Source organism: Stenotrophomonas sp. MYb57, assembly GCF_002966815.1.
GTDB classification, from domain to species: domain Bacteria; phylum Pseudomonadota; class Gammaproteobacteria; order Xanthomonadales; family Xanthomonadaceae; genus Stenotrophomonas; species Stenotrophomonas indicatrix.
On record NZ_CP023271.1, the window covers coordinates 3,982,908 to 3,996,088 of the forward strand.

General features: G+C 66.6%; 11 protein-coding genes. 1 reads left to right on the plus strand and 10 read right to left on the minus strand.

Features of this window, described 5'->3' with window-relative positions; genetic code table 11:
* Positions 1-460 precede the first annotated feature (460 nt).
* The 7 genes from gnd to CLM74_RS18190 form a co-directional block, all read right to left on the minus strand.
* Positions 461-1,366, minus strand: a complete 906-nt coding sequence (gene gnd / locus CLM74_RS18160) for a phosphogluconate dehydrogenase (NAD(+)-dependent, decarboxylating) (RefSeq protein ID WP_099843691.1) — start codon at positions 1,364-1,366, stop codon at positions 461-463.
* A 10-nt stretch (positions 1,367-1,376) separates the two neighbouring features.
* Complete coding sequence (locus CLM74_RS18165; protein ID WP_105164659.1) at positions 1,377-2,615, minus strand: hypothetical protein; 1,239 nt, start codon at positions 2,613-2,615, stop codon at positions 1,377-1,379.
* 17 nt (positions 2,616-2,632) lie between these two features.
* Positions 2,633-3,262 (minus strand): DUF2242 domain-containing protein, encoded by a 630-nt coding sequence (locus CLM74_RS18170; protein WP_088100955.1) that lies wholly within the window; start codon positions 3,260-3,262, stop codon positions 2,633-2,635.
* A gap of 174 nt (positions 3,263-3,436) precedes the next feature.
* Complete coding sequence (locus CLM74_RS18175; protein WP_025878702.1) at positions 3,437-5,614, minus strand: carboxy terminal-processing peptidase; 2,178 nt, start codon at positions 5,612-5,614, stop codon at positions 3,437-3,439.
* Between the two features lie 289 nt (positions 5,615-5,903).
* The gene (gene lipA / locus CLM74_RS18180) at positions 5,904-6,914 is read right to left on the minus strand and encodes a lipoyl synthase (RefSeq protein ID WP_105164660.1); all 1,011 of its coding nucleotides are present in this window, start codon (positions 6,912-6,914) and stop codon (positions 5,904-5,906) included.
* A gap of 17 nt (positions 6,915-6,931) precedes the next feature.
* A complete protein-coding gene (lipB, locus tag CLM74_RS18185) occupies positions 6,932-7,576 on the minus strand; it encodes a lipoyl(octanoyl) transferase LipB (protein ID WP_223483263.1) in 645 nt (214 codons plus the stop codon).
* Between the two features lie 56 nt (positions 7,577-7,632).
* Entirely contained in the window at positions 7,633-7,911 is a 279-nt protein-coding gene (locus CLM74_RS18190) for a YbeD family protein (protein WP_032975372.1), read from the minus strand.
* A gap of 280 nt (positions 7,912-8,191) precedes the next feature.
* Here CLM74_RS18190 and CLM74_RS18195 point away from each other — a divergent pair, with 280 nt between their 5' ends.
* The gene (locus tag CLM74_RS18195; RefSeq protein WP_105164661.1) at positions 8,192-9,265 is read left to right on the plus strand and encodes a lipid A deacylase LpxR family protein; all 1,074 of its coding nucleotides are present in this window, start codon (positions 8,192-8,194) and stop codon (positions 9,263-9,265) included.
* Between the two features lie 203 nt (positions 9,266-9,468).
* Here the strand turns inward: CLM74_RS18195 and CLM74_RS18200 are convergent, their stop codons facing one another.
* From CLM74_RS18200 to mltB, 3 genes are all read right to left on the minus strand, one after another.
* Positions 9,469-10,686, minus strand: coding sequence for a D-alanyl-D-alanine carboxypeptidase family protein (locus CLM74_RS18200; RefSeq protein WP_032975369.1), 1,218 nt, complete (start codon positions 10,684-10,686; stop codon positions 9,469-9,471).
* 102 nt (positions 10,687-10,788) lie between these two features.
* Positions 10,789-12,027 carry a septal ring lytic transglycosylase RlpA family protein gene (locus CLM74_RS18205; RefSeq protein ID WP_105164662.1) on the minus strand — a complete coding sequence of 413 codons (1,239 nt, stop codon included), beginning with the start codon at positions 12,025-12,027 and terminating at the stop codon, positions 10,789-10,791.
* Positions 12,024-13,169, minus strand: a complete 1,146-nt coding sequence (gene mltB / locus CLM74_RS18210) for a lytic murein transglycosylase B (protein ID WP_033832243.1) — start codon at positions 13,167-13,169, stop codon at positions 12,024-12,026. Before mltB ends, CLM74_RS18205 begins: the two co-directional genes overlap by 4 nt.
* Positions 13,170-13,181: the final 12 nt, after the last annotated feature.

The window sequence follows — 13,181 nt, forward strand, 5'->3', positions numbered from 1 at the left end:
CGCCCTGCACCTGCCGAATCAACGTCAACGTCAACGTCAACGTCAACGTCAAAAGCGGGCATTCCGTGGAATGGCGGGGTGGGTCCGGTTGCGGGGGACGCCGTAAACCCATCCCTGGGGGCTTGGCCGCGGCATCCATGCCGCGGACACCCCCGCAACCGGACCCACCCCGCCTTCGACAGTTGTCCGCTGCTCTTGGGGGTGTCGACCTTGGTCGACACGGCATGGCCTGCTCTTGGTGGGTGTCGACCTTGGTCGACACGGCATGGCCTGCTCTTGGTGGGTGTCGACCTTGGTCGACACAGTAGATCCACGCCATGCGTGGATGACGTAGAAACGATCAAAGAAGGCTTTTTGTAGAGTCGAGCCATGCACGACTGGCTTCGCTCACGCAATTGCGGGGTCAGAGCCCTTTCCTGCGGAAAGGGATCCGACCCCGGCGCCGAACCTCAAACGGTGCTTACGACTTCTTGATGGCGTGGCCGCCGAATTCGTTGCGCATCGCCGACAGCAGGCGGTCGGTGAACGAATTGGATTCGCGCGAACGCAGGCGTTCGAGCAGCGACAGGGTGATCACCGGGGCCGGTACGTCCAGCGCGATCGCTTCGGCGACGGTCCAGCGGCCTTCACCGGAATCTTCCACGTACGGTGCGATGCCATCCAGCGCGGGATTGCGCTTGAGTGCTTCGGTGCTGAGGTCCAACAGCCACGAACGCACCACGCTGCCGTGGCGCCAGACCTCGGCCACCTGGGCCAGGTCCAGTTCCATCTCCTGCTTGCGCTCCATCAACGCGAAGCCTTCGGCGTAGGCCTGCATCATTCCGTACTCGATGCCGTTGTGGACCATCTTGGTGAAGTGGCCTGCGCCGGAAGGGCCGACGCGCGCCCAGCCGCGGTCCTCGGCCGGTGCCAGCGTGCGCAGCAGCGGTGCGATCTGTTCGACCACCGCTGCATCGCCACCCACCATCAGGCTGTAGCCTTCCTGCAGGCCCCACACGCCGCCGCTGGTGCCACAGTCCACGTAGCCCAGGTCATCTTCGGCCAGCGCCTTGGCGCGACGGATCGAGTCCTGGTAGTTGGAGTTGCCACCGTCGATGACGATGTCACCTTCGGCCAGGTGCGGGGTCAACTGGCCCAGCGTCTGGTCCACGGTCTCGCCGGCGGGCACCATCAGCCACACCACGCGCGGCACCGGCAGCGCGGCCACTGCGGCGGCCAGCGAATCAACCACCTCCAGGCCGGCCTCGGCGGCGCGCTGGCGGGCGCCCTCGCCCGGGTCGTAGCCGACAACGCGGTGGCCACCGCGGTGCAGGCGCTGGGCCATGTTGGCGCCCATCCGGCCGAGGCCGATCATTGCAATATCCATTGTTTCACCTTCAGTTGGGGTCTAGGGTCAGGCTGCCTGGCCTGCCGGTGGCTGCGCAGTGGCGCAACTGCGCCTCGCGCCAACGCCGGTAGAGCGTGGTATGCAGATTGTGCAACGCCAGGTCGATGGAAAACGGCGTGCGCGGATTCCGGTCGAGCAGGCGGATGATGTGGTAGCCGACAGGACGTATACCGCGTGGGTGCGCGTAGATCACGAACTGCTGGTAGAACGGATCGTCCAGCAACTGGTCCATCTGCTGCACGACGTCACGATAGCGCGGGGCCAGCTGCGCACGCAGCGCTGGATCGCGTTCGTACAGCAACCGCTCGAAATAGCGTTGGCCGACACGCGGAATGCCCTGCGCCAGCTGCCACAGGGCACGGTTGCGCTGGTCATACCAGGCCAGGCCACCGTGCTCCGCCAGTGCCTGCGCGGCGCCTGCGCCCACCTCCACCACGACGAAGTTCTCCGCCTGGTTGCTCAGATCGTCCAAGGTGCCTTTGTCGAAGACGTGTTCGATGAAGCCCGGCAGCCCGACAAAGGCCTGCCGCCCCATCGCCGACGTGCGCACGGCCTTGCCGTCGGCCATGAACTGGCCGGCCTGCGCGCCCAGCAGGATGCTGTCGGTGTCGTGCAGGCCAAGGAACGTGCCGATGGACAGTTCGGCGGGCGCGAATTCCGCATCGAAGGCCGCATCGCCGTACAGCTCGCGCTGCGTAGCCAGCTGCGCGACCTGGCGGCCGACGCCGCACTCGGCGCGAACGTGGCCCGTATAGAACGCATCCAATGCGCGGCTGTTGCTGGCGGCAGGTACATAGCCGCGGCCGAAGCTGCGCACCCGCTGCCAACCCTGTGCCGGGGCGCCGCGTGCGCCAAAGCCTATCCAGCCCAGCTGCACACCGGTGAAGCGGAAGGATTCATTGTCCTGCAGTGCCTGCGTAGCGCGTTGCACGGCAGCGCCCAGTTCAAAGGCGTAGGCACAGACCGTGGCCGGGTCATCCAGCAACTGCTGCAACAGGGCCTGCCGGTCGGCCGCAGCCAGCGTTCCCGGCCAGCGCACGCGTAGATCACCCGCCGCCTGCGCCTCGGCCAGCGAGGCACGCGTACACACCGGCCCACCCTGTACCTGTGGTGCGCTGATCGCTGCGGTTTCAAAGCGCCATCCCAGCCGCTGCAGCAGGCCTTGGCTGCACTCGGCCGTAGCGGCCAGCGTGCTCAGGGGCCAGCCCAGCAGCAGGGCCCACGCCATCACCCTGCCGCGCACGCTCAGCCCTGGTCCGTTGCTGCCGGCGCTGGTTCGGGCTCAGGCCCGGCAGGAGGCTGCGGCGACGCGGCCGGTTGCGGTTGCGGTTGCGGTTGCGGCTCTGGCTTCGCTGCCGCTGGCAGGTACTGCTGCAGGCGCTGGAAGAAGCGCCGATAGAACTCGGCATCGGTGATCGTGCTGCTGGCCACTTTCACCAGTGAGTCGTCATTGCTGCCGAACGGCAGCGACACCGAGCCCAGCGCGCCCACGCCCACACTGGCCGAGGTCGGGCTCTTCTTCAGTGCATAGCGGTCCTGCACGGCGCTGACGAACACCAACGCCTGGCTGCCACGCGGCGCGCACGAGATACGCAGCACCAGCTGTTCATGGTCGTCCTCGCGCGGCTGGAAGTTCTTGTTGCCTTCCACCTGCGCATCGTCCGAGCGTGCGATGGCATAGCCCTGGCTCAGCAGCGTGCGCCGTGCTGCTTCGCAGGCTTCGGCCGGACGGCCATCGACGGTGCGCGAGAAGGTGTCGCCGGAGTCGAAGGACTCCCGCAACAGGCTGCTGTCGGCGGCACGACCGCCACAGGCGGTCAATGCCAAGGCACTGGTGGCAGCCAGCAGGGAAGCAGAAAGAAGGGAGGCCCGCATGGGTACTCCTGCGAAGACGTTATCCCCGAGGGTAGCCCCCTGCACGTGTGCGCCGGGTCGAAAACACCGGGCCCGTCCGCCACCGTTGTACCCGGTTCATGCAAAAAGGGGACGGAAGGATCAAGTCGTTTGTGCCACTAACGACTTGATCCCTCCGTCCCCTTTTTCAGTCAATCAGTCGGCCCAGCGGCCTGCGGCGGTGGACTGCGGCAGGACCTGCGCCGACAGCGGACGGTCGGCCTCCAGCAGGTTCACCGCGTCGGCCAGGATCGAGGCCGATTCACGCAGCAACGGATCCGGACGCTTCTCGGCGGCCTTCTCGCGGGCGGCGTCCTTGACGATGTCGCGCTCGTTGCCGGTCAGGCCGTCATCGCTGCTGTCATCGGCCAGCGGGTCCAGGGCCAGGCCCAGTTCCTTGCGCACGATCTGGCGCTGCTTGCGCTGGGTGTCCTGGCGCTCGCGCTCGGCACGTCGGGTCGCTTCATTCAGCGAGACGTACTTCTTCGCCGCTTCAGTACGGAACTGCTCCACGTCCTCGTTCCACCACTGGAATTCCTTGTCGGTGGCAATGCGCGCGTCATGGCGCGTTTCCAGCTTCGGCAGCAACGGCGCGAAGTTGCCGTACTGGGTGTGCGGCACCGCGGCGATACGGGTCCACGGCAGGGCATTGTCGTAGGTGCTCTCGCCGAACTCGGTGGCATCGACGCTGGCCGGGAACGCCAGGTCCGGCACCACACCCTTGTGCTGGGTGCTGCTGCCGCTGATGCGGAAGAACTGGGCGATGGTCAGCTTCACCTGGCCAAAGCGCTGGGCTTCGCCACTCGGCCAACGGTCCAGGTCGACGATGTTCTGCACCGTGCCCTTGCCGAAGCTGGTTTCACCGATGACCAGGCCGCGGCCGTAGTCCTGGATGGCACCAGCAAAGATCTCCGACGCCGAGGCCGAACCACGGTTGATCAGCACGGCCAGCGGACCGTCCCATGCCACGCCCTGGTTGCGGTCGCTGTTGACGGTGACCCGGCCACCGGATTCGCGCACCTGCACCACCGGACCCTGCTCGATGAACAGACCGGTCAGCTCGATGGCCTCATCCAGCGAACCGCCACCGTTGTTGCGCAGGTCCAGCACCACGCCGTCCAGCTTGTCGGTCTTGAAACCGGCCAGCAGCTTGGCCACGTCGCGGGTGGCCGACGCGTAATCGGTGGCGTTGCGACGACGGCCTTCGAAGTCCTGGTAGAAGGTCGGCAGCTTGATCACGCCGACCTTGCGTGCCGGCTCGCCATTGACGGCCGGAATGGTCATGGTCTCGCCCTTGGCGGCCTGTTCGGCCAGGCGCACCTTCTGCCGGGTCAGCACCAGGGTGTGGTGCTTGCCGTCGACGCCCGCTTCGGCCGGAATGAACTCCAGCTTCACCTGGGTGTCCTTGGCGCCACGGATCTTGGCCACGACATCATCGATGCGCCAGCCGATCACATCTTCCACCAGCCCGGACTTGCCCTGGCCGACGCCGACGATGCGGTCACCCGGCTTCAGCGTGCCGTCCACGGCCGCCGGACCACCGGCGATGATCTCGCGGATCACCACCACGTCGTCCTGGCGCTGCAGCTGCGCGCCGATGCCTTCCAGCGACAGCGACATCGCCTGATTGAAGTTCTCGGCGGTGCGCGGGGTGAAGTAATCGGTGTGCGGATCAACCGCGCTGGTGTAGGCGTTCATGAAGAACTGGAAGGTGTCTTCGCCCTTCAGCTCGTTGACCGACTTTTCCAGGGTGGCGTAACGCTTGTCCAGCGTCTTGCGGATGTCATCGGACTTCTTGCCGGCCAGCTTCAGGCGCAGCCAGTCATTCTTCACCGACTTGCGCCACAGCTCGTCGAGCTCGGCGTTGGACGCTGCCCACGGCACGTCCTTGCGGTCGTACTCGAAGCGCTCGTCGGTGGTGAAATCCGGTTCCTGCTTCAGCAGCTTGCGCGCATAGGCCACGCGCTCGCCGACGCGCTGCTTGTAGACCGCAAACACCTGGAAGGCCGGCTCCAGCTCGCCGCCGCGGATGGCATTGGCAATGCCGGCCTGGAACGGTGCGAAGCGGGTGATGTCGGCCTGGGTGAAGTACTGCTTGCCGCCGTCCAGTGTCTCCAGGTAGCGCTTGAACACATCCTTGGAGGTGGCTTCATCGAGCGCACGCGGGCGATAGGCGTAGCGGCTGTCGGACAACAGGCCGTAGACCAGCTTGGAGGTGGTCACCTGATCGGCGGTAGCCGCCGCCGGCAACGCCGGCGAGTCGGCCTTGGCCGCCAGCGCCAACGGCGCTACCAGCGCCAGGGCCATCAGGAATGCGGGGGCTTTGAATTTCATTGACGTGCTCGAAGGCGCCTTGCCAAGGGGGAGACTGCAGGGTGTTCAGACACCACGACAGTGCCGAAAGTTGCCGGGTTTGTCACCCGTCCACTTCCAGTGGAAAACCAGCCTAGCGGGGCCGGTGTAGCAAATTGTGAATGCAGGCAAAGGCGTGCGGACCAACGGTCCGCACCCACCATGGTGATGGTGACACCCATCGGTGGTGGTGGCACCCATCGGTAGCGCCGGGCCATGCCCGGCGGGGATGAGGTGTGCGGACCATCGGTCCGCACCCACCGGCGGAGCCTCAGGAAACGCCGGCGCCCTTGGCCTGTACGTCGGCGTGGTACGACGAGCGCACCATCGGGCCGGAGGCCACGTGGCTGAAGCCCAGCTCGTAACCGTAGACTTCCAGCGCCTTGTAGTCGTCCGGGGTCCAGTACTTCAGCACCGGGTGGTGGTGCGCGGTCGGCTGCAGGTACTGGCCGATGGTGATCATGTCCACATTGTGCGCACGCAGGTCGCGCATGGTGGCCTTGATCTGTTCGAAGTCTTCGCCCAGGCCCAGCATGATGCCCGACTTGGTCGGTACGTCAGGGTGCTGCGCCTTGAAGTTCTTCAGCAGGTTCAACGACCACTGGTAATCGGCACCCGGGCGCACGTTGCGGTACAGGTCCGGCACGGTTTCGATGTTGTGGTTGAACACGTCCGGCGGGTTCTGCGCGAGGATCTCCAGCGCGCGCTCCATGCGGCCCTTGCCGCGGAAATCCGGGGTCAGCACTTCGATGCGGGTGCCCGGCGACTTCTGGCGGATGGCGGTGATGCAGTCGACGAAGTGCTGGGCACCGCCGTCGCGCAGGTCATCGCGGTCGACGCTGGTCACCACCACGTACTTCAGGCCCATGTCGGCCACGGTCTGGCCCAGGCTGGCCGGCTCGTTGGCATCGGGCGGCTTCGGCCGGCCGTGTGCCACGTCGCAGAACGAGCAGCGGCGGGTGCAGACCTCGCCCAGGATCATGAAAGTGGCGGTGCCGTGGCCGAAGCATTCGTGGATGTTCGGGCAGCTGGCTTCCTCGCACACGGTCACCAGGCGGTTCTCGCGCAGCTTGGCTTTCAGGTTCTGCACGGCATTGCCCGAAGGAATGCGCACACGGATCCAGGAGGGCTTGCGCAGCACCGGCACGTCGGCGAACTGCACCGGTGAACGGTTGATCTTGTCCCCACCCATCTGCTTGACCCCGGCCTGCAACGGCGCGGTGGACGGAAGCTCGGCCTGCACGATCTGCAGGGGAATGGTGCGGGCAGTGGTTTCAGTCATGGCGTTTCCGGGGGCGGTCAGGCGGCCGCAGAGAGATCAGGCAGTTCAGGCACGGGCTGCAGCAGCAGGCCGAACTGGCGGGCCAGGTGGTCCAGCAGCACCGGCTTGACGGCGTCCATCCCGGACGGACCGCCCAAGTCTAGCACCGTGGTCACCTGCAACCCCTCGTAACCACAGGGGTTGATGCGGTGGAAAGGGTCGAGGTCCATGGCCACGTTGAAGGCCAGGCCGTGGAAGGTGCAGCCGCGCCGCACGCGGATGCCGAGCGCGGCGATCTTGGCGCCGCCGACGTAGACGCCCGGGGCGCCATCGAGCCGTTCGGCACCGATGTTCCATTCCGCCAGGGTATCGATGATGGCCTGCTCGATGCGGCATACGTAGTCGCGCACGCCGATGCCCAGCCGCGGCAGCCGCAGCAGCGGATAGATCACGATCTGGCCGGGGCCGTGGTAGGTCACCTGGCCACCGCGATCGACGTGGACCACCGGGATCTCACCCGGCGCCAGCACGTGTTCGACCTTGCCGGCCTGGCCCAGGGTGAACACCGGATCGTGCTCGACCACCCACAGCTCGTCCAGCGTGTCATCGTCGCGCTGGTCGGTGAAACGCTGCATGGCGTGCCAGACCGGCTCATAGGCCTGGCGCCCCAGGTCACGCACCACCGCCGGACGCGGCGGGCGCGCCTCGGGGGCCGCCGCTTCGGCAGGGCAGCTGACGGCTACACCGTCCACTTCACTTCCGGGTGGTCGCGCAGGGCCTGGTGGGCCACGTCGTACTGTTCACGGTTCTCGGCCCGGAAGACCAGGCGCACCGAGACGTACTTGCCGTTGGACGAATGCTTCCAGCTGATGCGCTCGTTCACCACGTCGACGCCAGCAGCCAGCAGCAGGCGGGGGAGTTCATGCTCCAGGCCGCGGTTGGCCGGGCCCATCGCGCTGAGCTCGAACTGACCGGGGAACTGGAAGCCGTGTTCGGGGTTGTCGGACTTGATTTCCATGCGCCCATTATCGGGCCGCAGGGCAACAAACCCAAGAGTATTCATGTAAGCCGGCGGCACTGCGGGCGGGCCGCTGCGTTGCAGCTGAACATCCATTCAGGCAGGGACCCACCTCCCAGGGCCCCTGCGCCATCGCTGCGGCTTCACCTGCGGTAACCGATTGTATCGATCAGACAATGTTGTTTTCGGAACAGACAAGTGATCCCAGCGCGCTCGTTCCATCACAGCGCCGGGAGTACCGTGTCGTTGCATAAAACGACAGACAAAAGCCCCCTTCCCGATGATCATCCCATCCATGCGCTACCTCGCATCCTTTGGATTGTCCGGCCTGCTGGCCACCGCCCTCCCCCTTTCTGCCTACGCAGCCGAGCAATGCGGCCCGGACGCGATGCGCGAGCATCCGCCGCAGGTCAATTTCCGCGTCGACAACGACCTGTTCGGCGGCCGCCACCAGGATCAGGGCTATACCAACGGCGCCCAGCTGACCCTGGTCTCGCCCAACCTGGTCGATTACACCGACGACCCGTGCCTGCCGCGCCTGGCGCGCTGGGTGAACAGCCACCTGGAGGCACTGCACCCGGGCAGGTTCGAACAGCAGAACATGATCTTCAGCCTGGCCCAGGGCATCTTCACCCCCACCGATTTCACCCGGAAGGACCTGATCGAAGACGACCGCCCGTATGCGGGCGTGCTGGTGGCCAGCTTCGGCTACAACGCACGCAGCGGCGACCACCTGCAGACCACCCAGCTGACCCTGGGCGTGGTGGGCCCGTGGGCGCAGGGCCGGCAGGTGCAGAACGCGGTGCACGACGTGCTGGGTGATGAGAAATTCCAGGGCTGGGACAACCAGCTGCACAACGAACCGGTGTTCATGCTGACCCACGAGCGCATGCGCCGCTGGCCGGGCGACGCCAGCATCAATGCCGACGGCTGGGGCTGGGATGCGATCAGCCATTACGGCGGCTCGATCGGCAACCTGGAAACCAAGGCCAACGTCGGCGGCGAAGTGCGTTTCGGCTGGAAGCTGCCCGACGATTTCGGCAGCACCCCGCTGCGCCCGGCCGGCGAGAACACCGCGCCGACCCGGGGTGGCAAGCCCAGTGGCTGGTCGTGGCACATGTTCGCCACCACCGATGCGGGGTGGGTGATCCGCGATATCACCCTGGACGGCAACACGTTCCGCAACAGCCACAGCGTGGACAAGCGCCACGTGGTCGCCTACGGCGGTTACGGCGTGGCAGTGATGCGCGGCCGCTGGAAATTCGCGGTAGCCCGCTACCACAGCACCCGCGAGTTCAATGGCCAGCGCGAAGCCCCGGTGTTCGGCAGCTTCACCATCAGCCGCTCGCTGTAAGCGAGGGACTGATGGTGAAGCGGGTAGGTGCCGACCGTTGGTCGGCACACCGGATTGAATCGCTCGCTGTAATCCGGGACTGCGTCCGCCGGGCATGGCCCGGCGCTACCCGATCATCGGTAGCGCCGGGCCATGCCCGGCGGGATCCCACGAAAAAGGCCGGCATTCGCCGGCCTTTTTCATTCACCGCAGCAGGCTGCGGATCATTCCGATTCCCACCACATCCAGAAGCTGTCCCACAGGCGCTTGAAGAAGCCGGCCTGCTCGACGGCGGCCACAGCCACCAGCGGCGCTTCGGCCACCAGCTTGCCATCCAGGGTGACCTTGACGGTGCCGATCTGCTGGCCAGCGGTGAACGGCGCTTCCAGGGTCTTGGGCACGTCGATGCTCGGCTTCAGGTCGTTGTAGCGACCGCGCGGCACACTGACCAGCATCGGCTGCGCCACGCCCAGCTGCACCTTGTCGGTGGTGCCCTTCCATACCTTGTGCTCGGCCACGGCCTTGCCCGGCTCGTACAGGCGGTGGGTCTCGAAGAAGCGGAAGCCCCAGTTCAACAGGGCCAGGCTGTCATCGGCGCGCTGCTTTTCCGACGCGCCGCCCAGCACCACCGCGACCAGGCGCTGGTCACCGCGCTGGGCCGAGCTCATCAGGCAGTAGCCGGCCTCGGAGGTGTGGCCGGTCTTGATGCCGTCCACGCTGCCATCGCGCCACAACAGCAGATTGCGGTTGGGCTGCTTGATGGTGCCGACCTGGAATTCCTTGATCTTGTTGTACGCGTAGGTTTCCGGGTAGTCGCGCACCATCGCGCGGCCCAGCAGAGCCAGGTCGTAGGCGCTGCTGTGATGGCCCGGGGCGGTCAGGCCGTGGGCGTTCACGAAGTGCGAGTTCTTCATGCCGATCTTGGCGGCGTAGCTGTTCATCAGCGAAGCGAAGGCTTCTTCGCTGCCGGCCACGTGCTCGGCCAGGGCGATCGCGGCGTCATTGCCGGACTGGATCGCCATGCCCTTTTCCATGTCTTCCAGGCGCGCGGTCTGGTTGACCGGGAAGCCGCTGTAGCTGCCGTCGGTGCCGGCACCACCTTCGCGCCAGGCGCGTTCGCTCATCATCACCTGGTCATCGGGACGGACCTTGCCGTTCTTGACCTCGGCGGCGATCACGTACGACGTCATCACCTTGGTGATGCTGGCCGGGGCCAGCTGTTCGTTGATGTTCTCGCCTGCCAGCACCTGGCCGGTGGCGTAGTCCATCAGCACCCAGGCCTTGGAAACGCTGGGTGCAGGCGCCGGCGGCGTGGCCACGGTGGCGGGGGCAGCAGCGGCGGCAGGCGCCGGGGTGGCCGGGGTCGGCAGCGGCGTCTGGGCGGAGGCCAGGCCCACCACCAGGGTGGCGGCCAGGGCAGTGGCGGCGGAACGGAAATTCATGGGACAGCAGGCTCCAGGGGACGGCCGGAAAATGAAGGATGGGGCGAGGTGGCCATTGTAAGGCCGAGGTGGCAAGGGCCGGCAGCACCGGCCCGGGCGGAATCAGTCCTTGACGATCTGTGGCGAGCCAAAGCCCAGACCCGAGATGCGCCCGGCAAGTTCCGCCGCGCTGGCATGGTCGCTGGCGGGAACCCGCAGGCGCCACAGGGTACGGCCGCCCGCAGCGATGTCGCTGATGGTGGCACCGACGATGCCGGCAGCGTTGAGCTGGCCCATCGCCCGGTTGGCGTTGTCGCGGTTGGAGAAGCTGGCGACCTGCAGCATCACCGCGCCCACCACCTTCTGCGACAGGCTGGGGCTGCTGGCCGGGGCCGGGCTGCGCGGCATGGCGGTGGTCACGACCGGCGCTGCCGGACGCGACGCGGGTGCGCTGGGCGGCAGGCTGCTGACCGCCACTTCCGGCATCGTGCTGACAGCGGCCTGGGTGGTAGCCGGCTGGCCGCGCTCGGGCGCGGCGTCGGCCGGCAGGCGCTTGACCAGTCGATCGATGTCGCTGTCGGCAACCGCACGTGCGGTGGGTGCGGGGCGTGCGCTGGCAACGGCAGCGGTAGCCGCTTCAGCAGCACGGCGTTCGCGGCGCGACGGCTTCTGCGCCATCAGGTTGGTTTCACCCGGCTGCACTGCGCGCACTTCCACGTTGCCGGTACCGCGCTGGGTGATGCCCAGGCGCACAGCGGCGGCGTAACTGAGATCGACCACGCGGCCATCGTGGAACGGGCCACGATCATTGACGCGCACGATCACCGATTCGCCGTTGTCCAGGTTGGTCACGCGGGCGAAGCTGGGCAGCGGCAGGGTCTTGTGCGCAGCGGTGAACTGGTACATGTCGTAGACCTCGCGGTTGGAGGTCAGGCGGCCATGGAACTTGGCGCCGTAGTACGAAGCGGTGCCGCGTTCAACGTAGTTGCGGGTGTCGTCGAGCACCTTGTACTGCTTGCCCAGCACCACGTAGGGCGACTTGTTGCCGATCGCCGAGCGATCCTCATTGGTCACCACCGGCTCGGGAATACAGGCCACGTTGGGCACGTAACTGGGCGTGGTGTCTTTCACGCCGGGCTTGTACAGGCCACCGGCGGTGTAGTTGCCACGGGTGGACAGGTCCTCGGTGGCCGCCGCGTACGGCGAGCCCTCCGGACAATGCGCCGGACGCCCACCCTTGCCCTGCACCACCGTGCCGGACGGCTTGCCACCGTGTCCGGCGGACGCCGGCTTTTTCGGCGCGCTGCTGCAGGCGGCCAGCGCGAGGACGATCAATCCAGGGACCAGCCATCTGATGTTCATGCCGGGGGCAGCTCCTGTCCGGCAATGGCCTGCGACAACTGGAACACGGCCATCGCGTACATCTTCGAGAGGTTGTAGCGGGTGATTGCGTAGTAGTTCTGGAAGCCCAGCCAGTACTGCTTGCCGGTGCTGCCTTCAAGGGTGATCGGGGTAGCAGTGGCACCGGGCTGCACCGGCGCGCTGGGCTGGTAGCCGCGCTGGGCCAGGTCGGCCAGCGACCAGGTGGGCATCCACTCGGTCGGGTTGAACTCCTCGCGGCCGGCGGCGAGCGTGGCCGGCACGGCAACCTGGCCGCCGCGCACCCAGCCGCCCTTCTTCACGAAGTAGTTGGCGATGGACGAGAACACGTCGTCGTAGCTGGTGAACAGGTCACGACGACCATCGCCATTGCCGTCCACGGCGTAATCCAGGTAGCTGGAGGGCATGAACTGGCCCATGCCCATCGCACCGGCATAGCTGCCCTTGAGCGTGGTGATGTCCAGCTTTTCCTCACGGCCCAGCTCGAACAGCTTGGCCAGTTCATCGCGGAAGAACAGCTCGCGGCGCACTTCTCGCTCCAGCTTGGCCGGGTCGCCACTGCGCGGGTAATAGAAGGCCAGGGTGTACAGCGCATCCAGCACGCGATGGCTGCCGGCATTCTTGCCGTAGCTGGTTTCCACGCCGATGATCGCCACGATCACTTCCGCCGGTACGCCGGTGCGCTGCTGCACACGGTCCAGTTCGGCGCGATGCTGGGCAAGAAACGCCTTGCCGCCATCGATGCGTGCCTTGCTGATGAACATCGGCCGGTATTCGTTCCACGGCTTGACCCGTTCGGCCGGCCGCGACATGGCAGCAATGATCGGCTGGCGCACCTGCGCCTGGTCGAGCACGTTGCGGATCTCGTCGGGCTTGAGTCCGTAGCGCTTGGCGGTGTCGGCAATGAATCTGGCGCGCGCGGTTTCGAACGGCACCGGGGTGAGATCGACCGGTGCTGCCGTGGCCGCGGTCGCTTCCGGCGCGGCCTCGGCCGGGCCGTGGGGCTTGGCCGCCGGGTGGCGCGGCGTACTGCTGGCCTGTGGCGAAGTCGGTGGGGACGTCGGCTGGGTCGCGCAGGCGACCAGGCCGAGGGTGAGCATGCAGGCCAGAGAACGTCGAATCATCACCGCAGGTTA